Here is a 19,122-nt window from a genome sequence, read left to right as displayed (position 1 = left end):
CCCGCTCGCTCACTCCGTTCGCTCGCGGTGGGTATTCTCGGACAGCCACGGGTGTGGAGATTGCCGTAGCCCACCGGGTTTCGAGGTTGCTATAGTCTGCCGGCTGTGGAATCAGGCTGCGCACACCTTCTTGTCGAATTTTCTACTAAAACTGGCTCTCGGGAACGACTTTTGCGGTGACTCCCGTGTCTCCGTTCGATGGACGCCGACCGACGGACGCTCTGGCGGTACTACGCCTACCTCGCTACCACCGCGTACGGCTTCTACCTCCCCGTCGGCCTGCTCTACCTCCAGCGGGAGTTCGGGTGGGGCGTCGTCGGCCTGACGCAGGGCGTGTTCGCGTTCGCGCTGCTCGCCGCCGAGATTCCCACCGGCTACCTCGGGGACCGGATCGGCCGACGGGCCAGCCTCGCCGCCGGCAACGCCATCAGCGCCGGCGCGCTCGGCGTCTTCGTCTTCCTCCAGACGCCCACCCAGTACGTCGTCCTGTACGCCGTCTGGGCGTTCGGCTGGGCGTTCCGCTCGGGCACCGAGCAGGCGTGGCTCTACGAGTTCCTCGCCGCCGACGGCGACGACGACGAGTACACCCGGCTCAGCGGCCGGGGCAGCACCGTCGTCCTCCTGACGTCGGCCGCCACGGCCGTCGCGGCCGGCTGGCTGGTCGGCTTCGGCTGGGCGGTGCCGCTGCTCGCGAACGCCGCGCTGTCGGCGGTCGGCGTCCCGCTCGTGCTGTCGCTGCCCGCCGCCGCCGTCGGCGCGGACCCCGAGAGCGTCGACGACGCGGCCGGCGACGACGACGACCGGCCGGGGGACGACGCCTTCACCGTGCGCGAGGCCGTCGAGATGCTCCGCGTGCAGGCCGCCCGCCCCGAAGTCCGCTGGGTGGTCGCGTACGTCGCCGTCTTCCACGTCCTGTTCGCGGTGACGCGTCCCTACGAGTCCCCGGTCGCCGAGCAGGTCGGCGTCCCGGTCGCCGCGCTCGGTGGCATGTTCGCGGCGTTCAAACTCGTCTCGGCCGGCGCCGCCAGCACCGCCGGCTGGGTCCGGGACGCGCTCGGGACGCGACGCGTGTTCGCGCTGCTCGTGCCGGTGTACGGGCTGGCGTACGCGAGCGTGGCGTTCGTTCCCGCGCTCGTCGTGCCCGTGTTCTTCCTGAACCGCAGCGTCCAGACCGTGGTGCGGCCGCTGCGCGACCAGTACCTCAACGACCGCATCGCCGACGTCGGCCGCGCGACGGTGCTCTCGGGCGCGTCGATGGCGCTGTCGCTGGCGTCCGGCACGGCGACCCTCGTCAGCGGTAGATTCGTCGACGCCCTCGGGCCGCTGTGGTTCTTCGCGGCGACGGGCGTCGCGCTCGCCGGCGTCGGCGGCGTGCTCTGGCTAGCCGTCGACCCGGTCCGGGCCACGGGCGCGGGCGACGGCAGCGAGGACGGCGACGAGGACGACAGTCTGGCGCCGACTGCGGCAGACTGACAGCGTGCGTGTCCTTCCACTCGGCACCAGGGACCGTCACGCTTCTGAGGGGGCGGGCCGTCAGTGCTGTCGATGACCGACTGGGTCGCCTTCGGGGCGTTCGCGGTGGTGCTGTCGGTCGCCGTGGTGGCGATGACGCGGCGGTCCGCCCGCCTGCTCGACCGCGTCGACCTGCCGCCGGTCGCGCTGCTGGCGAACACGGCGGGCACGCAGGTCGTGCTCGGCGTCGTCGTGGCGGCCGCTGGGTGGCTGGCGTCGGTGCCGCTGTCGGCCGTCCGGCCGGGACTGTCCGTCGAAGCGGCGGCCGTCGGCGCCGGCGCTGGCGTCGCGCTCGCCGCCGGAAACGACGCGCTCGCACGAGTGTTCGACGCGGCGGGCGCCGGCTACGACGAGTCACTCCGGGCGGCGCTGACGCCCGAGACGCCCCGGGGGTGGGTGTTCCTCTTCTTCGTCGCCTTGCCGGTGGTCGCGGGGTTCGAGGAACTGCTCTTCCGTGGCGTGCTCGTCGGGGCGCTCGCGACCGGGCTCGGGGTGTCGCCGTGGCTGCTCGCGGTGGCCGCAAGCGTCCTTTTCGGCGCCTCCCACACCGCGCAGGGTGTCGCTGGGGTGACCGTCACGGCGCTACTGGGGCTGGTGCTGGCGGGCGTGTTCATCGTAACCGACAGCCTGCTCGCGGCTGTGGTCGCGCACTACGTCGTGAACGCCGTCGAGTTCGGCGTCCACGCGCAGTAAATGTCAATACATGATACGTATTGCACAACATTATGCCTATCTAGTGGTGAGTGGCAGCCCATGAACGTGGATCCTGTCGAACTGTTCCCGGCTCGTGTCCAGGAGCGGATGCTGTACGAGGTGCTGGCGAGCTACGGCGTGGCTTCGCTGGTGGCACTGGTGGTCATCGCCGCCGTGTTCCCCGGGGCACTCGTGCCCGCGCTGGGCGGGTGGTTGATTGCGTTCGTGACGATGGTCTCGATGGTGCTCGTCGTCAGTTTCGAACTCATCGGGGCGTCCAACGAGATGACGGCGAACGCGAAGCGGCTCGCCGACGGCGACTTCTCGGCGACGTTCGACGACGACCGGCGGGACGAACTCGGTGACCTCGCCGCAGCCTTGACCGACGTGCGAGACAACCTCGAGTCGCGCATCGAGGAAGCGGAACGCGCACAGGCCGAGGCGGAGGACGCGACGGAGGCCGCCGAATCGGCCCGGGAGGAGGCCGAGGCGGCACGCGAGGAGACGCGCGCCCTCCTGGAGTCGCTGGAGGCGCAGGCCGACGCGTACGCGGAGACGCTGTCGGTGGCGGCGGACGGCGACCTCACGGTGCGGCTTGACGAGGACACCGACAGCGGGCCGATGGCGCGCATCGCCGAGGCGGGCAACGAGATGCTGGCCGACCTCGACGCGACCCTCGGCGACGTGCGGCGGTTCGGTTCGGCAGTCGACGAGACGGCGACAGCGCTCGCCGAGGACACGACCGACGCCGAGGACGCGAACGAGCGCGCAGTGGAGGCGGTGGAAGCCATCGACGACGCGGTCGTGGCCCAGCGCGAGCGCCTCGGTGAGGTGGAGTCGGAGGTGCAGTCGCTGTCCGCGACCGTCGAGGAGGTGGCGGCGCAGTCCGACGAGGTCGCGGCCGACGCGTCGCGGGCGGCCGAGCTCGGCCGTGAGGGTGGTGAGTCGGCGACGGCGGCCATCGACGCGATGGAAGCCATTCAGGCGGAGATGTCGACGTCGCGGGAGGCGGTCGACCGGCTGGTCGGCGAGATGGACCGCATCCGGGAGATGGTCGAACTCATCGAGGACGTCGCCGAGCAGACGAACATGCTGGCGCTGAACGCGAACATCGAGGCCGCCCGTGCCGACGAGGACGGCGACGGGTTCGCCGTGGTCGCCGACGAGGTCAAGGACCTCGCGGGGGAGACCGGTGAGGCCGTCGAGGACATCGCGGCGACCATCGACGAGGTCGAGGCGGAGGCGGAGGCCGTCGCGGACGCCATCGAGGCGACCGACGAGCGCGTCGACGCGGGCGTGGACGCCGTCGAGGAGACCGTGGACGCGGTCGGGGACGCCGTCGACGCCGTGTCGGACGCCGAGCAGGGCGTGCAGTCCATCGCGTCGGCGGCCGACGACCAGGCGCAGACCGCCGAGCAGGTGGCGGCCGTCACCAGCGAGGTGCGGGCCGAGAGCGAGGAGACGACCGACGTCGCGGCGGCGGCCGTGTCGGCCGGTGGACGCCAGCGCGAGGTCGTGGAGACGGTTACAGACCGGGTCGAGACGCTCGCGGACCGGACGACGACTCTCGACGACCAGCTGTCGTCGTTCACGCTATCGGCGGTGGAGGCGGCGAATCTGGAGGGACACCGGCGGCAGCCGACCGAGCGCGCGGGCGACTAGGCTTCGAGCTCTCTGAAGGCCCGTGCGACGCGGTCGGGGGCGCCGCTGGGTGCGCCGTCGACGCGGTGGTCGGGGACGAACGGCGGGACGGGGTTGGCGGTGAGGGCGTCCCGGACGGTTCGCCGGCCGTCCTCGCTGTCGTGGTCGAGGTCGGGGGTCATTCGGGCGGCGAGTTCGACGTCGATGCGCTCGCCGTAGGGGACGTTCCGGATGGCCTCGAGGACGCGGCGCTGGTCGGTCGGGAGCGTCAGCCCGACGGGGACGTCCGCGAAGTCGTCTTCGGCGCCGGCGAGGTAGTCGCCGACGCGGTCCAGTAGTTCGTGGTCGGTGCCGGCGTCTATCGGACGCTCGCGGGGGAAGGAGACGCTGATGACGCGGTCGCCCGCGACGCCGAGCTGTACGAAGCAGTCCAGGGAGTCGAACTCGCGGGCGTAGATGCCGGCGGCGCTCATGGGGACAGCGTGGTGCCTGCGGGTCTTGAGCCTCCCGACCGACGCAAGCCTTATGTACAGAGTAGTGCATCGATGTACAATGATGGACGATAGTTCGGCGCTGGCGCCGGCGGTGCAGTCGATTCTCACCGCGGCCCGCGAGCGAGACCCGCCAGCGACGCGGCTCTCGGTGACGCCCCGGTCGCTGCCGGCAGCACTCGACGACGCGGCCGCGGACGGTCGCGTGCCCGTGATCGCCGAGGTCAAGCCGACGAGCCCGACGACGGACGGCGAGCGCGACGACGACCCGGTCGAACTCGCCCGCGAGATGGTCGCCGGCGGCGCGGCCGCGCTCTCCGTGCTCACCGAGCCCGAGCACTTCGACGGCAGTACGGACGCGCTGCGGGCGGTCAGAGACGCCGTCGACGTGCCGGTCCTCCGGAAGGACTTCCTGCTGGAGGCGGCGCAACTGGACGCCGTCGAGGCCGACGCCGTGCTCCTCATCGCGCGGTTCCTCGACGGCGACGGCGAGCTCGAGTCGATGCTCGCGGCGGCCCGCGAGCGTGGCTTCCAGGCGCTCGTGGAGGTCCACGACCGCGAGGAGCTGCGGCGGGCCGTCGACGCCGGCGCGGACGTAATCGGCGTGAACAACCGCGACCTCGCGGCCCTCGAGGTCGACCTCGACACCTTCGAGTCGGTGGCACCCCACGCCCCGGACGACGTGACACTCGTCGCCGAGTCCGGCATCTCCACGCCGGCCGACGTCCGCCGGATGCGGGCGGCGGGCGCGGACGGCCTGCTCGTCGGGAGCGCAATCATGGACGCGACGGGAAGTGAGCCGGCGGACGGCGACGAGAGCGGCGACGGCAACAGCGACGTGCGGGAGAACACCCGGAGGCTGGTAACTGCATGAGCACACAGGACGAGGCGACAGACGGCACACAGCGGGACGGAACGTTCGGGGACTACGGCGGCCAGTACGTCCCCGAGGTACTGATGCCGGCGGTCGAGGAGCTGACCGACGCCTACGAGCGCTACGTCCTCGGCAACGAGGACGGCTTCGTGGACGACTTCCGGGCGCGAATCCGCGAGTTCGGCGGGCGACCGACGCCGCTGAGCCACGCCGAGAACCTCTCGGCGCAGTACGGCACCGATGTCTACCTCAAACGCGAGGACCTGCTGCACGGCGGCGCCCACAAGCTGAACAACGCGCTCGGGCAGGTTCTGCTGGCGAAGTACATGGGCAAAGAGCGCATCGTCGCGGAGACCGGCGCCGGCCAGCACGGCACGGCGACGGCGATGGCGTGCGCCTACCTCGACATGCCCTGCGAGATCTACATGGGGCGCACCGACGTGAACCGCCAGCGGCCCAACGTCTTCCGGATGCGCCTGCACGACGCCGACGTGAACCCGGTGACGGTCGGCTCGGGCACGCTGAAGGAGGCCATCAACGAGACGATGCGTGACTGGGCGACGAACGTCGAGGACACGCACTACGTCATCGGCTCCATCGTCGGCCCGCATCCGTTCCCGTCGATGGTCCGGGACTTCCAGGCCATCATCAGCGAGGAACTGCGCGAGCAGGCCCGCGACCAGATCGGCCGGCTGCCGGAGGCCGTCGTCGCCTGCGCGGGCGGCGGGTCGAACACGATGGGGGCGTTCGGCGCGTTCGTCGGGAGCGCGAGTCTCCCCGGACACCCCGAGGGCACACACGAGCCGGCGCCCGAGGTGGACCTGCTCGCCGTCGAGGCCGGCGGGTCGAGCCTGGGCGTGGACGAGGACGAGGGGTACGCGCCGAACTCCGCGAGCCTCTCGACGGGCACGGAGGGCGTGCTGCACGGCGCCCGCACGAAGCTCCTCCAGACCGACGACGGCCAGATTGTGGAGTCACACTCCGTCTCGGCCGGCCTCGACTACGCCGGCGTCGGGCCGGAGCTCGCCCACCTCGTCGACGAGGGCCGCGTCCAGCCCGTGAACGTCGACGACGACGCCGCACTCGAAGCCTTCCACCGGCTCTCCCGGGAGGAGGGCATTATCCCCGCACTGGAGACCAGCCACGCCGTCGCCTACCTCGAGCACTACGAGGGCGACGGCCCGGTGGTCGTGAACGTCTCGGGCCGCGGCGACAAGGACCTCGACACCGTCATCGAGGAGTCCGCGGCGAAAGACATCGACGGCGCACCCACCATGGAGGTGTTCGAGGAGTGAGCGACGCCAGCGATGCCACCCGGGGTCGCAGCGACCTCGCGGCGGCGTTCGACGACGAGCCGGCGCTGGTCTCGTACGTCGCCGCCGGCGACCCGTCGCCCGCCGCGACGGAGCGCTACGTCGAGGCGCTCGTCGAGGGCGGCACGGACGTGGTCGAACTGGGGCTGCCGTTCAGCGAGCCGGTCGCGGAGGGGACCACCATCCAGAACGCCATCAAGCGCGCGCTGGACGCCGGGATGACGCCGGACGTCTACCTCGACCTCGTCGACCGACTGGACGTGGACGTCCCCATCGTCTGCATGACGTACTACAACCTCATCTACCAGTTTGGTGAGGAGCCCGGGCCCGAGGAGTTCGTCGCCGCCGCCGCCGAGGCGGGCATCTCGGGGTTCGTGGTGCCGGACCTGCCCGTCGACGAGTCCGGGCCGCTGGCCGAGGCGTGCCGCGAGCACGGCCTCGACCTCGTGTTCATCGTCGCGCCGACGACCACGGAGGAGCGCCTCGAGCGGATGCTCGACCGCACGACTGGCTTTGTCTACGTGCAGGGGCGGCTCGGGACGACGGGCGCCCGCGACGAGGTCAGTGACGACACGCCGGACGCGCTCGCCCGCCTCCGGGACACCGACGCGCCGAAGGCGGTCGGCTTCGGCATCTCGTCGGGCGAGCAGGCCCGCGAGGTCGTCGCCAGCGGTGCCGACGGCGTCATCGTCGGGAGCGCGTACGTCGACATCGTCGCCGAGGGCGCCGAAGCGGGCGACCCAACCAGCGAGGTCGCCGACCGTCTGCGTGCCCTCGCGGACGAACTGAAGACGGGCGCCGTCGCCGGCGTGCCGGAACCGGAACACAAATAGCCGAACCCTTGCTACTCGTTGACAATGACTGACGCCGGGAAGACCGCACGACTCGACCGCATCAGCACAGCCGACCGACTGGTAACGATTCCGATGGACCACGGCATCACGCTCGGAGCCGTCGACGGCCTCGTCGACATCGAGTCCACCATCCACGAGGTCACGAGCAACGGCGCGGACGCCGTCCTCACCCAGAAGGGCATCGCGCCCCGCGTCCACCCGAACAAGAACGACGCCGGCTACATCGTCCACCTCAACGCCTCCACAACGATAGGCCCGGACACGAACGACAAGCGCCGCACGGGCACCGTCGAGGAGGCCGTGCGCGCCGGCGCCGACGCCGTCTCGTTCCACATCAACGTCGGCAGCGACCACGAACCCGACCAGATTACCGAGCTCGCGGACGTCGCCGCCGACGCCGAGCGCCTCGGCATCCCCGTGCTCGCGATGGCGTACGCCCGCGGCCCCGGCGTCGACGAACACGACGCCGAGAGTCTGGGCCACGCCGTCCGCCTCGCCGAAGAGGTCGGCGCGGACGTCGTCAAGACCGCCTACTCGGGCAGCCGCGAGAGCTTCGAGCGCGTCGTCGAATCCACCGCAAAACCGGTCATCATCGCCGGCGGCGACCCCGCCGGCGACCGCGAGACGCTCCAGGGCGTCCGCGACGCGATGGACGCCGGCGCCGCCGGCGTCTCCACTGGTCGCACCGTCTTCCAGCACGACGACCCCGGCGCGATGACGGCAGCCATCTCGGCGGTCGTCCACGACGACGCAGAGCCGGAGGAGGCACTGCGGCTCGCCGGCCTCCCGGTCGAAGCCTAGAACTCGGACTCGGTCACCTGCCACTCCCCGGGCAGGTGCGCGAGCGCGTCCTCGACGTCGGTCGTCGCCAGCCCGAAGAAAGACTCCCGGCCGACCGCTGTCCGGAACCGCGCGATGACCGTGTTCGGTGTCGCCTCGAACACCGTCAGCGAACAGCTCCGGGTCGCGTGCTCGAGGTGAGCGCGCTCGGGTTTTCGCTCGGCGAGCTCGCTGCCGAGGTCCCAGCTCAGCGACTGTGCGGCGTCGATGGGGAGCGGCACGCGCTGGGCGAGGAAGCTCTCCGCTTCACGGGTCGGCATGCCACACGCACGGCGACCGCGCCGCATAAATCGTGTCCTTCCGGCGCGACTGTCTCCGAGTCCTCCGGTACGCTTTAGGCCGCACCACGCCACCTTCCCCCAATGACACGGTCCGTCTGGCTGAAGGCCGACGACGAGGTCGGCGACTGGGAGACCCGGAAGCGACGCATCACGGCCGGCCTCGAGGCCGGCGTCGACTGGGTGCTCGTCGACCGCGAGGACGTCGCCAAGGTGCGGGAACTCGGCTCGGTGAACGTCGCCGCGTTCTCCACCGACGACGCCGACGTCATCGAGGACGTCGAGGGCGACGACGCCGAACCGGACGCGTTCGTCGCCGGCAAGGGCGGCGAGGGCGACGGTACCGTCGACCTCCCCTCGGACTTCTCGGGGAGCGCGGACCTGTCGGCGCTCCGGCGAGGCCACGCCAACAGCGCGTACGTCCGCATCCTCGGCGAGGAGTACGAGTCGTTCGCCCAGGAGGCCGCCGGCGACGCCGACTACACCATCGTCGTCGGCGAGGACTGGACCATCATCCCGCTGGAGAACCTCATCGCGCGCATCGGCGAGGAGACGACGCTGGTCGCGGGCGTCGACTCCGCCGAGGAGGCAGAGACCGCCTTCGAGACGCTGGACATCGGCGCCGACGCCGTCCTGCTGGACAGCGACGACCCCGACGAGATCCGGCGCACCGTGAGCGCGCGGGACGCCGCCGACCGCGAGCGCCTCGACCTCTCGTGGGCGACCGTCACTGCGGTCGAGGAGGCCGGCAGCGCCGACCGCGTCTGCGTCGACACCGGGAACCTGATGGACGACGACGAGGGGATGCTCGTCGGCTCGATGAGCCGCGGGCTGTTCTTCGTGCACGCCGAGACCGCCGAGTCGCCGTACGTCGCCGCGCGGCCGTTCCGCGTGAACGCGGGTGCCGTGCACGCCTACGTCCGCACGCCCGACGGCGGCACGAAGTACCTCGCGGAGCTCACGAGCGGCGACGAAGTGCAGGTCGTCGACGGCGAGGGTCGCACCCGCACTGCCGTCGTCGGCCGCGCGAAAATCGAGAAGCGGCCGATGTTCCGCGTCGAGGCGGAGACGGAGGCCGGCGACCGCATCGAGACGCTGCTGCAGAACGCCGAGACCATCAAAGTCGCCACCCCCGACGGTCGCAGGGCCGTGACGGACCTCGAGGCCGGCGACGACATTCGCGTCTACCTCGAGGAGGGCGGCCGGCACTTCGGCGAAGCCATCGACGAACGCATCATCGAACAGTAGTCGCGGCACCGAGCGGGCGGCCGCAAGCAGTTGTCACTCGGTGTCCACGGGCGCGTCGAGGCGCTGCGTACACCACGGACAGAAGTCGATGTCGTCGTCGAGTTCTTTCCCGCACGACGGACACACGTTCGCGTCGGGGTCGTCCGCCACCGACGGCGCCGACTGCCTGACCGCGAGCACGTAGGCGTCGAGGACGCTGAACACGCGCACCGCCAGCAGGCTCAGCGTGACCTCCATCCCGAAGGATTCGCTGGCGTCGACGAGGCCCTGGAAGCCGCCGGACTCGAACGCCTGATACGCCGACTCGGGGACGACCAGCGCCGCCGTCAGCACTGCCAGCCCGAACCACCCGACTGCCCGGAGCCACGCCCGCAGGTACGCGTGTCCCAGACCGGGGTAGAGGAAGGCGAGCACGCCCGCGACGAGTCCACGTCTGTTGACCACACCGGTGGTCTCTCCCCGGCACCCCTAAACCCACCGACAGGCGACGACGCCGGGCCCGGGTGACAGCGGCGCCTCGCCGGACGGCCGCCGGCGGACGTGGCGCTACCGGAGGTCTGCGAGCAGGCCGCGAAGCGCCGCCGCGCTGTACTGGCCGGGCGCCGTCGCGTCCTCGGGGTCGACGGGCGCGTAGCCCAGAATCGAGCCGTACAGCGGCGCCACGGCGCGCGTGTGGCGGCCGAGTTCGCCCATCCCCATCGTCGCGACGGTCATGCCGGCCGCGCTGTACTCGTGGGTGACCCGCAGGAGATTCAGCGCGTCGCCGCGGTCGGTGGGGGTCACGGCGAGCTTCCCGACGTCCCCCAGCGAGCACGCCTCCCCGAGGCGGTCGGCCATCCCGGAGAGGGCGGGCGCGCCCTCGAAGTCGTGGGCGGAGACGACGGTAGCGGTGTCCGTCGACCGGGCCGCCGCCAGCGCCTCGGCACCGTCGCCGTCCTCGTCGACCAGCGAGTCGAGTTCGACGTCGATGGCGGCGACGCAGTCGGTGCGCGCGGCCTCGGCGAGGGCGTCGATGCGGCCCTCGTCGTCGGCCTCGCCGCCCTCCCACTCGGGGCGGTTCGTCGCCAGCACCGGGAGCTCGCCCCCGTAGTCGTCGAGGTCGGCGAGTGGGTCCTCGGCGAGGTCCATCCGGAACTCGACGAGGTCGGCGTGCTCGCGGGCCGCCGGCTCCGTGGAGAGGTCGCCGGTCGAGGCCGCCAGCAGGAAGTCCTGGAAGTCCATACCCGCCGTACGCGCGGCCAGCGGCAAAAAGGGTGCTACACGCTCCCGAACGGAGCCGGACGGCTACACCGGGATTGTGTCTTCGGCTTCCAGCAGCTCGTGGTAGCGGTTGCGGATGGTGACCTCGGAGATGTCTGCGACTTCCGAGACCTTCGCCTGCGTCGTCTTCTCGTTCGTCAGGAGGGCGGCGGCGTAGACGGCGGCGGCCGCGAGGCCGACCGGGGACTTCCCGGAGTGGACGCCCTTGTCCTTCGCCGTCTTCAGGAGCTCGCGGGCGCGATGAGAAGCCTCGTCGCTGAGGCCGAGGTCGCTGGCGAACCGCGGCACGTAGCTCTCGGGGTCGGCGGGCGCTACTTCCAGACCGAGCTCGCGCACGACGTAACGGTAGGTGCGCGCGATCTCGGCCTTCTCGACGCGGGAGACGTCGGCGATCTCGTCGAGGCTGCGCGGGACGCCGGCCTGCCGGGCGGCGGCGTACACGCAGGACGTCGCGACGCCCTCGATGGACCGACCGGGCAGCAGGTCGTCCTCGAGCGCGCGGCGGTAGATGACCGACGCCGTCTCCCGGACGTTGTCCGGCAGGCCCTGAGCCGAGGCCATGCGGTCGATCTCGCCGAGCGCCTGCTTGAGGTTGCGCTCTTTCGCGTCTCGGGTGCGGAAGCGCTCGTTCCACTTGCGCAGGCGCTGCATCTTCTGGCGCTGGTTGCTGGACAGCGAGTTGCCGTAGGCGTCCTTGTCCCGCCAGTCGATGTTCGTCGACAGCCCCTTGTCGTGCATCGTGTTCGTGGTCGGGGCGCCGACCCGGGACTTCTCGTCTTTCTCCTTGGAGTCGAACGCGCGCCACTCGGGCCCGCGGTCGATGCCCTCCTCCTCGACGACGAGCCCGCAGTCGGCGCAGACCGACTCGCCGTGCTCCTCGTCGTTGACGACGAGGCCGCCGCACTCTGGGCAGCCGTCCGTCGATTCCGATTCCGTCTCGTCCGTGCGCTCCTGCTCGCGGGAACGCATTCGTGCGTCTGTCATACTAGCGTACAGCCCCCCGGAAAAACCCGGATGAGTCGTAGCCCATTCATTTACTCAGTTCCCCCTTAACAGTTGTGTATTCTGGTCGGCCCGTGTGTCGGTGTGACGCGTCCGCACGCTGGCGAAATCCCGGAGTATGGCTGGTGTGGTAACCTCGAATTAATCCGTAGCACGAAAACAGGAAAAAAGCCGGCTTCAACAATGATTATTACTGATGAACTCTGGTCAGAACAGTCGACTGCTGGTACCGCGAGCGTTTTCCTCCCGGTCACCGAACGAGGGGGTATGCGCGTCGTCTCGCTCGCGCCGAGCGCCACGAACGTCGTCGCCGCCCTCGACGCCGCCGACCGCCTCGTCGGGGCGACGACACACTGCAGCGCGGACGCGCCCGCCGTCGGCGGCTGGCTGAACCCCGACTACGAGGCGGTCGCCGACTGCGACCCGGACGTCGTTCTGACCAGCGACGACCTCCAGGCGGACATCCGAGACGACCTCCGCGACCGCGGGTTCGACGTCCACCACACCGAGCCGGCGACGCTCGACAACGTCCTCGCGTCGTTCGCCGCTATCGGCGCAGCCGTCGGGCTCCCGGAGCGCGGCGAGCGACTCGAAGCCGACTGCCGCGAACGCGTCGACGTAGTCCGAGCCGGCGCTCCCGACGACCGCCCCGTGGTCTACTGCGAGGAGTGGGCGGACCCGCCGATGGCCGCCGGAAACTGGGTGCCCGACGCTGTCGAGGCCGCTGGGGGCCGGTACCCGTTCGTCGACGCGGGCGAGCGCTCCCGCGAGGTCGACCCTGCGGCCGTCCGCGACACCGACCCCGGCCACGCCGTCGTCCACATCTGCGGGACTGGCGAGCAGACGGACGCCGACCCGGCCGCGCGCTGGGGGCTCGACGCCGAGGTGCACGTCGTCGACGACAGCCTCCTGAACCAGCCCAGCCCCCGGCTCGTCGACGGCATCGAGGCCCTGGCTCGCCGGCTCCGGGACGACTAAGGCCCACCGCCTCGCGTCTTCGGTCGTGCACGTAGCAGTCGGCTCTGGGAATCCCGTGAAGCGCGACGCCGTCCGGCGCGCGCTCCCGGACGCGACAGTGGAGCGCGTCGCCGTCGAGAGCGGCGTCAGCGAACAGCCGTGGGGCGACGACGAGACCGTTGCAGGCGCCCGCAACCGCGCCCAGCGCGCGCTCGACGTTCGGAAGACGACGACGTCGTCTTCCGCAGCCCGTCAGAACGCTTCGCGTTCTGAGGATGACGACCACGACCTCGGCGTCGGTCTGGAGGGTGGCGTCGCCGAGCGGGCCGGCGACCTCTACCTGATAATGTGGGCCGCCGCCACCGACGGCGACCGCATCGAAATCGGGGCGGGACCGCGCCTCCGCCTGCCCGACGATGTGGCCGACCGTCTCCACGACGGCGCGGAACTCGGACCGGTGATGGACGACCTGCTGGACACCTCCGGCGTCGCCGAGAATCAGGGCGCTGCGGGCGTGCTGACCGCCGGGATGACCGACCGAACGGAGGCGCTCCGGACGGCAGTCGCCGGCGCAGTCGGCCCGTTCGTCACCGAGCACTACTGACTGCGGGCCGCCTACTCGTCGACGGGGGCCGCGTCACTCTCGGCCGCCACGTCCGCCTCCCGACCGTCGACGGCCTCGGTCAGCGAGACGTTCAGCGTCGTCATCGAGACGGCGCCGCCGACGACGGTGACGACGTTCTTCACGATGTGGTCGACGATGGCGATGCCGAGTGCCGTGCCGAACGCCACCGGGAGCAGCGTCGAGACGATGGCGGCGAACGCGGCCTCGTAGATGCCGATGCCGCCGGGCGGTCCCGGGATGACCTTCGAGAGGTTGCCGACGCTCACCGCGAAGAACCCGACGGCGAGCAGGCTCGTCGGCGACAGCTCGAGTCCGAACGCCAGAAACACGAGCAGCGCCGTCGCCACGTCGATGGTCCAGATGACGACGCTGGAGGCGCCGATGCCAGCGAACGCGCGGCCGTCGACGGCGACCTTCTGCACGTCGCCGACGAACCGCTCGAAGATGTCGGCGACGAACTCGACGTAGGAGTCGTCGCTGGCCCACTCCACGACCCCGCGGACGTAGTTCGAGTCGGTTCGCGCCGACCACACGATAGCGACGACGGTGGTGATGGCGAGCGCGCCGACGACCGTCGACACCACCGTCGCCTGCTGGACCGCGGCGGACTCCTGTCCGCTGAGCCCCTCGCCGGCAGCCGTCGACGCCAGCTCCGCGAGCGTCGACGGCGAGAACGCCGACAGCGCCACGAGCACGCCGCCGGCGAGCACGGTGATGGTCAGGAGGTCGAAGACGCGCTCGACCGCCAGCGACGCGAACCCGGTGGTGTAGGGGACGCCGCGGCGCGCCTTGACGACGTACGCGCGGATGGCGTCACCCGCCCTCGCGGGGATGACGAGGTTCCCGGTCTGGCTGATGAACACCGCGCCCGTCAGGAACCACACGTCCTCGCGGTACCCGAGTTCCTCGAGGATGTCGCGGTAGCGCTGGCCGCGCAGCGGCCACGACGTCAGGTAGACGACGGCGCCAGCCGCGACCAGCGCGGGGTCGGCGTTCGAGACGGCGTCGACGAACGCGTCGACGTCGATGTAGACGAACATCAGCGCGAACGCCGCCACCGACAGCAGGCTGCCGACCACCATCCCCGTGCGGCGGTTCGCGTACGGGCTCACGGAGAACTCCCAGAAACACCGGAGAATCTGGCTGCCCATCCCGAAGACGTCCCGCACGAGGTCGACTTTCGAGTCGCCTTTCGACGTCCACTCGACGGCGAACTCCTTGACGTCGAGGCCCTGTCGCTGCGCCCGGACGAGCATCTCGGTGTCCCAGAACCAGTGCTCGTCTGCCACGTCGTCGACCAGCGTCTCGAAGGCGTTCCGGCTGAACGCCTTGAACCCACACTGGTGGTCCCGGAGCTCCGACCCGAGCAGCGCCTGCACGGCGACGTTGAACCCCTTCGAGGGGACGCCGCGCTTCGCCGGCCGGTCGGCCGCCTCGCCCGGCATCCACCGCGAGCCCGTCGCGAGGTCGTAGCCCTCGCTGCGGACGCTCTCCACGAGCTCCTCGAGGTGGCGCATGTCCGTCGCCAGATCCGTGTCGAAGTAGACGAGCGTGTCACCCAGTGCGTCCCGGAACGCGGCGTTCAGCGCGCCGCCGCGGCCCAGCCGCTCGTCGCTGTGGAAGTGCCGGACGCGGTCGTCGTCGGCCGCCAGCCGGGCCGCAATCTCGGGCGTCTCGTCCTCGCAGCCGTCTTCGGCCACGACGACCTCGAAGCTGCCCGCCGGCAGGAAGCCGTCGAGGGTCTCCAGCGTGGTCCGAACCGTCGCCTCGATGGTGTCGGCCTCGTTGTACGCCGGGAGGACGACACTCACCTCGACGGCCGAGTCGCTCATTGGCTGCACAGTCGTCTAGCTCGCAGTAAGTACCTTCTGACTCCGCACGCGGGCGGCGGGCCCGCTCGACTGACGGACACTGCTGCTGGCGTCCGCCCCACCGCTCGGCACGCTCGTCTCGCGGGGATTCCTCCAGTTAACCAGTCCTACCAGGCGGGGGCCGTACCGGCCCCGCGGGACCGCCCGACAGCCGAAAAACCGCAAGAAGGCGCGGATTTTTACTGGCCGTACCAAATCCCTCTTGGGCTGGTACGCCCTCCATACAGACATGAGCGCGACCGCCGCGACGAGCCAGTCACTCACCCCGAAACAGCACCGGATTCTCGAGTACCTCCGCGACCACGCCGACGACCGCACGTACTTCAAATCGCGGCTCATCGGCGACGAACTCGAGCTCTCCGCGAAGGAGGTCGGCGCCAACATGCCCGCCATCGAGGACGCCGACGACCACGACCTGGAGGTCGAACGCTGGGGCTACTCGTCGTCGACCACCTGGAAAGTCGTCGCCTGACCGGCGAGCGACACGCTCCCGCCGCGACACCGCTGTCGTCCACTCGCCGGTCTCGCTGTCATCCACCTGCGTTTTCGGTCAGTCGCCGACCGTCGACGGCGACACCCCACCCGGTCAGTCGCCGACCGTCGACGGCGACACCCCACCCGGTCAGTCGCCGACCGTCGACGGCGACACCCCACCCGGTCAGTCGCCGACCGTCGACGGCGACACCCCACCCGGTCAGTCGCCGACCGTCGACGGCGACACCCCACCCGGTCAGTCGCCGACCGTCGACGGCGACACCCCACCCGGTCAGTCGCCGACCGTCGACGGCGACACCGCTACCACTGTCAGTATCTGTCTTCGCAGCCAACCCGGGCTGCGTGCTCCAGACCGTCAGCGACAGCTACGACGGGTCGTAGGAGAGGAGGTCGGCCGCCTCGCCGGCGAAGTCGACGGCGTTGGCGTCGAAGGAGTCGGCGTACCGTACGAGCAGCGTGACGAGGGTCTCGGGCTGCTGGACGGCGTACCCGTCCACGCGCGACAGCATCCCGGCGTCCTCCAGTTCGGCAGCGTACTTGCTCACTGTCGCGGGCGACACGTCCAGCGCGGCCGCGAGGTCGCCGCCGGTCGCGTCCGGGTCCCGGAGCAGTTCGACCACCATCCCCCGCGGGGTCTCCCGACGGAGGTAGCCGAGCGCGCGCTGCTCGAACGTCGAGAACTGGCCGGCCGGATAGAAGCGCTTGTAGTCGCCGTCGCGCACGCTCTCGACGGCGCCGTCGTCCAGCAACCGCTGCAGGTGGTGCTGGGTCTCGCCCGTCCCCAGCTGGAGGTCGTCGCGGAGCTTCGAGAAGTGCGCGCCCGGCGTCGTCGCCAGGTAGCCGGTGATGGCGTCCCGGACGTCGCTGCTCCCCTCGACGCCGTCCTCGCCCGCCAGCCGCGTCAGCGGACTGGCTGCGCCCACCGCGGCGAACCGGCGGAGGGTCGCGCGCTTGTCCTCGTCGATGCCCATTCGCGTCACCGTACGCGACGGGCAGAGAAAAACGTTCGGTGCGACCCGGTGGCCGGGCTAGGCAGCCACTAGGACGAGTCGTCGCCGTTGTCGGTCTCGAGTTCCGCGTCCATCTCCTCGATGACCTCGTCGGCGTCCTGCAGGCCGGCGTCCTCGCCGCGCTGGACCGCCTCTGCTTTCTCCTCCAGTTCGGCGGGGTCGACGTCCGCCTCCTGGCTGATCTGGTTCAGGATGTCGTCGATGTCGTCGAGCCCGATGAGCTCGCGGGTCTCGTCGTCGAACTCCATGCTCTCGAGGTCGCTACCGCCGTCGCCGACGTCGCTGCCGGCGAGGTGCTTGCCGTAGCGGCCGACGAGGCTCGTGACCTCCTGCGGGAGCACGAACGTGTTCGACTCGCCGTCGCCGATGCCCTCCAGGGTCTCCATGCCCTTCTCGATGATGGCGCGCTCGCCCATCGACTCCGCGGACTTCGCGCGGAGCACGGTCGAGATGGCGTCACCCTGCGCCTCGAGAATCTGGGACTGCTTCTCACCCTGCGCGCGGATGATGTTCGACTGCTTGTCACCCTGCGCGTTCTCGATGGCGGACTGCCGTTCACCCTGCGCCTCCAGAATCATCGCGCGGCGGCGACGCTCGGCGCTGGTCTGTTGCTCCATCGCCTTCTGGACCTCCTGGCTCGGGTTGACCTCGCGGACCTCCACGCTCTCCACCCGGATACCCCACTCGTCGGTGGGCTCGTCCAGCTCCGTCCGGATGCGGGCGTTGATCTCCTGTCGCTTGTTCAGCGTGTCGTCGAGTTCCATGTCGCCGAGCACGGCGCGCAGTGTCGTCTGCGCGAGGTTCGACACGGCGGTCTTGTAGTCGTCGACCTCGAGGAACGCCCGCTTGGCGTCTCGCACGCGGATGTACACCACGGCGTCGGCCGTCACCGGAGAGTTGTCCCGCGTGATGGCCTCCTGACGGGGCACGTCGATTGTCTGTGTCCGCATGTCGAAGGTGTACGTCCGGGAGACGAACGGCGGGATGATGTTGATACCGGGCTCGAGCAGCCCCCGGTACTCGCCGAACACCGTCAGCGCCTGCTTCTCGTAGGCGTCGACGATCTGGACCGTCTCGTAGACGACGACCGCAAGCAACACGAGCAACAGCAACCCGACGACCGTCGTCAGCGAGTTACCGACGATGGTCGCGGGAGTGCTGGTGGCGGCCGCCCAGAGGGTGCCGCCTCCCTGTAATGGACTGAGCATCGTCCTGAACGTTCGGCGAACGGACAATAAGTGTTGGCGTCGCTCGCGGTCGCTGCAATCGCCCGCCTGCTCGGCGCAACCCCCGAGTCAGCACCGGCCGCAGCAGTCAGGCGCCCGCCACCGTGTCGTCGGTCTCGTCGTCGGTGTCGGTGCCGCCGTCGCCGCCGCTGCTGTTGCCGTCGTTCTCGCCGTCGCCGTCGTCCTGCTCCTGCACGAGGGTCGCATCGTCCCCCGCAGCCGGGTCCTCGAGGCGTTCGACGGTCACGACGTTACCCCCACCCGGGTCGACCACGACGATCTCGGTGTCGGCCGGGATGGTGCCGGTCGTCGTCCGCGCCGCGTACGAGGAGTCGAATCCGCCGCCTTCGAGGTCCACTCGCCCCGACCGCGGCGTGACCTCCTCGACGACGTAGCCCGTCTGCCCCCGGAGGTCACTGGAGGCGAACGTCTGCCCGCTCCCGGTGCCCTCGTAGATCTCGTAGTACCGGTAGAAGTACAGCGCGACGAGGCCGACGACCAGCACCAGCCCGGCCAGCACGAACGGCGTCGCGTTCGACAGCAGGAACATCCCCACGAGTCCGGCGGTGAGCAACGCGACGCCGAGCACGATGAGGTGTGCACCGGGCGCCAGCGCCTCGGCGATACACAACACTGCCCCCGCCACGACGAGCACGAACGACAGCGACTGCCCGAACACACCGTCCATGCCACCGACTTGGGAGGGTGGGGTGAAAACCGTTACCCGAACAACAGCAAGGCGATGGCGCCCGCCATCGTCGCGACGCCCAGCAGGAAGAACGCGACGTTCTCGACGGACGGCGACCCCGGTTCGATGGGGTCCGGGCCGAGGTCGGCCTCCTCGCCGACCTCGTCGAGGCCGAACCGCCACTCGCCCTCGGCGTTCTCGCCGCCGCTGCCGTCGTCCGTCTCACTCATACCCGTGCTTGGCC

General features: G+C 70.5%; 21 protein-coding genes. 11 read left to right on the top strand and 10 right to left on the bottom strand.

The window, feature by feature from the left end:
• Positions 1 to 198: 198 nt before the first annotated feature.
• The 3 genes from LT971_RS08505 (at position 199) to LT971_RS08495 (ending at position 3,867) form a co-directional block, all read left to right on the top strand.
• Entirely contained in the window at positions 199 to 1,473 is a 1,275-nt protein-coding gene (locus tag LT971_RS08505) for an MFS transporter (RefSeq protein WP_237006498.1), read from the top strand.
• 72 nt (positions 1,474 to 1,545) lie between these two features.
• On the top strand, positions 1,546 to 2,205 hold the full coding sequence (locus tag LT971_RS08500) for a CPBP family intramembrane glutamic endopeptidase (RefSeq protein ID WP_237006497.1): 660 nt from the start codon (positions 1,546 to 1,548) through the stop codon (positions 2,203 to 2,205).
• Positions 2,206 to 2,265: 60 nt separating this feature from the next.
• Positions 2,266 to 3,867, top strand: a complete 1,602-nt coding sequence (locus LT971_RS08495) for a methyl-accepting chemotaxis protein (RefSeq protein ID WP_237006496.1) — start codon at positions 2,266 to 2,268, stop codon at positions 3,865 to 3,867.
• On the opposite strand, the gene LT971_RS08490 is transcribed toward LT971_RS08495, so the two are convergent.
• Positions 3,864 to 4,319: an MGMT family protein gene (locus LT971_RS08490; protein WP_237006495.1), complete on the bottom strand. Its 456-nt coding sequence runs from the start codon at positions 4,317 to 4,319 to the stop codon at positions 3,864 to 3,866. The genes LT971_RS08495 and LT971_RS08490 overlap by 4 nt on opposite strands.
• Before the next feature lie 82 nt (positions 4,320 to 4,401).
• Between LT971_RS08490 and trpC the strand changes: the two genes are divergently transcribed.
• The 4 genes from trpC to LT971_RS08470 are packed head-to-tail and all read left to right on the top strand — an operon-like array spanning position 4,402 to position 8,179.
• Positions 4,402 to 5,211: an indole-3-glycerol phosphate synthase gene (trpC, locus tag LT971_RS08485; protein ID WP_237007036.1), complete on the top strand. Its 810-nt coding sequence runs from the start codon at positions 4,402 to 4,404 to the stop codon at positions 5,209 to 5,211.
• Positions 5,208 to 6,506, top strand: a complete 1,299-nt coding sequence (gene trpB, locus LT971_RS08480; RefSeq protein WP_237006494.1) for a tryptophan synthase subunit beta — start codon at positions 5,208 to 5,210, stop codon at positions 6,504 to 6,506. The genes trpC and trpB overlap by 4 nt, the downstream gene beginning before the upstream one ends.
• Positions 6,503 to 7,357 carry a tryptophan synthase subunit alpha gene (gene trpA, locus LT971_RS08475; RefSeq protein ID WP_237006493.1) on the top strand — a complete coding sequence of 285 codons (855 nt, stop codon included), beginning with the start codon at positions 6,503 to 6,505 and terminating at the stop codon, positions 7,355 to 7,357. Before trpB ends, trpA begins: the two co-directional genes overlap by 4 nt.
• A gap of 24 nt (positions 7,358 to 7,381) precedes the next feature.
• Positions 7,382 to 8,179 carry a 2-amino-3,7-dideoxy-D-threo-hept-6-ulosonate synthase gene (locus tag LT971_RS08470; RefSeq protein WP_237006492.1) on the top strand — a complete coding sequence of 266 codons (798 nt, stop codon included), beginning with the start codon at positions 7,382 to 7,384 and terminating at the stop codon, positions 8,177 to 8,179.
• Here LT971_RS08470 and LT971_RS08465 read toward each other — a convergent pair.
• Positions 8,176 to 8,478: a hypothetical protein gene (locus tag LT971_RS08465; protein WP_237006491.1), complete on the bottom strand. Its 303-nt coding sequence runs from the start codon at positions 8,476 to 8,478 to the stop codon at positions 8,176 to 8,178. The two genes, LT971_RS08470 and LT971_RS08465, sit on opposite strands and share 4 nt — an antisense overlap.
• A gap of 102 nt (positions 8,479 to 8,580) precedes the next feature.
• On the opposite strand from LT971_RS08465, the gene LT971_RS08460 reads away from it, so the two are divergent.
• Entirely contained in the window at positions 8,581 to 9,744 is a 1,164-nt protein-coding gene (locus tag LT971_RS08460; protein ID WP_237006490.1) for a 3-dehydroquinate synthase II, read from the top strand.
• A 33-nt stretch (positions 9,745 to 9,777) separates the two neighbouring features.
• On the opposite strand, the gene LT971_RS08455 is transcribed toward LT971_RS08460, so the two are convergent.
• The 3 genes from LT971_RS08455 to LT971_RS08445 form a co-directional block, all read right to left on the bottom strand.
• Positions 9,778 to 10,188, bottom strand: coding sequence for a zinc ribbon domain-containing protein (locus tag LT971_RS08455; protein WP_237006489.1), 411 nt, complete (start codon positions 10,186 to 10,188; stop codon positions 9,778 to 9,780).
• A gap of 102 nt (positions 10,189 to 10,290) precedes the next feature.
• A complete protein-coding gene (locus LT971_RS08450; RefSeq protein WP_237006488.1) occupies positions 10,291 to 10,965 on the bottom strand; it encodes a type I 3-dehydroquinate dehydratase in 675 nt (224 codons plus the stop codon).
• 63 nt (positions 10,966 to 11,028) lie between these two features.
• Positions 11,029 to 11,988: a transcription initiation factor IIB gene (locus LT971_RS08445; RefSeq protein ID WP_237006487.1), complete on the bottom strand. Its 960-nt coding sequence runs from the start codon at positions 11,986 to 11,988 to the stop codon at positions 11,029 to 11,031.
• A gap of 285 nt (positions 11,989 to 12,273) precedes the next feature.
• Between LT971_RS08445 and LT971_RS08440 the strand changes: the two genes are divergently transcribed.
• Positions 12,274 to 12,984, top strand: coding sequence for a cobalamin-binding protein (locus LT971_RS08440; RefSeq protein ID WP_237006486.1), 711 nt, complete (start codon positions 12,274 to 12,276; stop codon positions 12,982 to 12,984).
• A gap of 25 nt (positions 12,985 to 13,009) precedes the next feature.
• Positions 13,010 to 13,567, top strand: coding sequence for a DUF84 family protein (locus LT971_RS08435; protein WP_237006485.1), 558 nt, complete (start codon positions 13,010 to 13,012; stop codon positions 13,565 to 13,567).
• 11 nt (positions 13,568 to 13,578) lie between these two features.
• Here the strand turns inward: LT971_RS08435 and LT971_RS08430 are convergent, their stop codons facing one another.
• Positions 13,579 to 15,420 carry a flippase-like domain-containing protein gene (locus LT971_RS08430; protein ID WP_237006484.1) on the bottom strand — a complete coding sequence of 614 codons (1,842 nt, stop codon included), beginning with the start codon at positions 15,418 to 15,420 and terminating at the stop codon, positions 13,579 to 13,581.
• 268 nt (positions 15,421 to 15,688) lie between these two features.
• Between LT971_RS08430 and LT971_RS08425 the strand changes: the two genes are divergently transcribed.
• Entirely contained in the window at positions 15,689 to 15,931 is a 243-nt protein-coding gene (locus LT971_RS08425; protein ID WP_237006483.1) for a DUF7123 family protein, read from the top strand.
• A 388-nt stretch (positions 15,932 to 16,319) separates the two neighbouring features.
• Here the strand turns inward: LT971_RS08425 and LT971_RS08420 are convergent, their stop codons facing one another.
• The 4 genes from LT971_RS08420 to LT971_RS08405 all read right to left on the bottom strand — a co-directional run bounded on the left by LT971_RS08420 (position 16,320) and on the right by LT971_RS08405 (position 19,108).
• Positions 16,320 to 16,925 carry a winged helix-turn-helix transcriptional regulator gene (locus tag LT971_RS08420; protein ID WP_237006482.1) on the bottom strand — a complete coding sequence of 202 codons (606 nt, stop codon included), beginning with the start codon at positions 16,923 to 16,925 and terminating at the stop codon, positions 16,320 to 16,322.
• 68 nt (positions 16,926 to 16,993) lie between these two features.
• The gene (locus LT971_RS08415) at positions 16,994 to 18,172 is read right to left on the bottom strand and encodes an SPFH domain-containing protein (protein ID WP_237006481.1); all 1,179 of its coding nucleotides are present in this window, start codon (positions 18,170 to 18,172) and stop codon (positions 16,994 to 16,996) included.
• A gap of 106 nt (positions 18,173 to 18,278) precedes the next feature.
• Positions 18,279 to 18,878: an NfeD family protein gene (locus tag LT971_RS08410; protein ID WP_237006480.1), complete on the bottom strand. Its 600-nt coding sequence runs from the start codon at positions 18,876 to 18,878 to the stop codon at positions 18,279 to 18,281.
• Positions 18,879 to 18,910: 32 nt separating this feature from the next.
• On the bottom strand, positions 18,911 to 19,108 hold the full coding sequence (locus tag LT971_RS08405) for a DUF7312 domain-containing protein (RefSeq protein ID WP_237006479.1): 198 nt from the start codon (positions 19,106 to 19,108) through the stop codon (positions 18,911 to 18,913).
• Between the last annotated feature and the right edge of the window lie 14 nt (positions 19,109 to 19,122).

The organism is Halobacterium rubrum (assembly GCF_021729015.1).
GTDB classification, from domain to species: Archaea; Halobacteriota; Halobacteria; order Halobacteriales; family Halobacteriaceae; genus Halobacterium; species Halobacterium rubrum.
The sequence above is the reverse complement of the archived record's forward strand: the minus strand, read 5'-3'. Positions and strand labels throughout refer to the sequence as shown.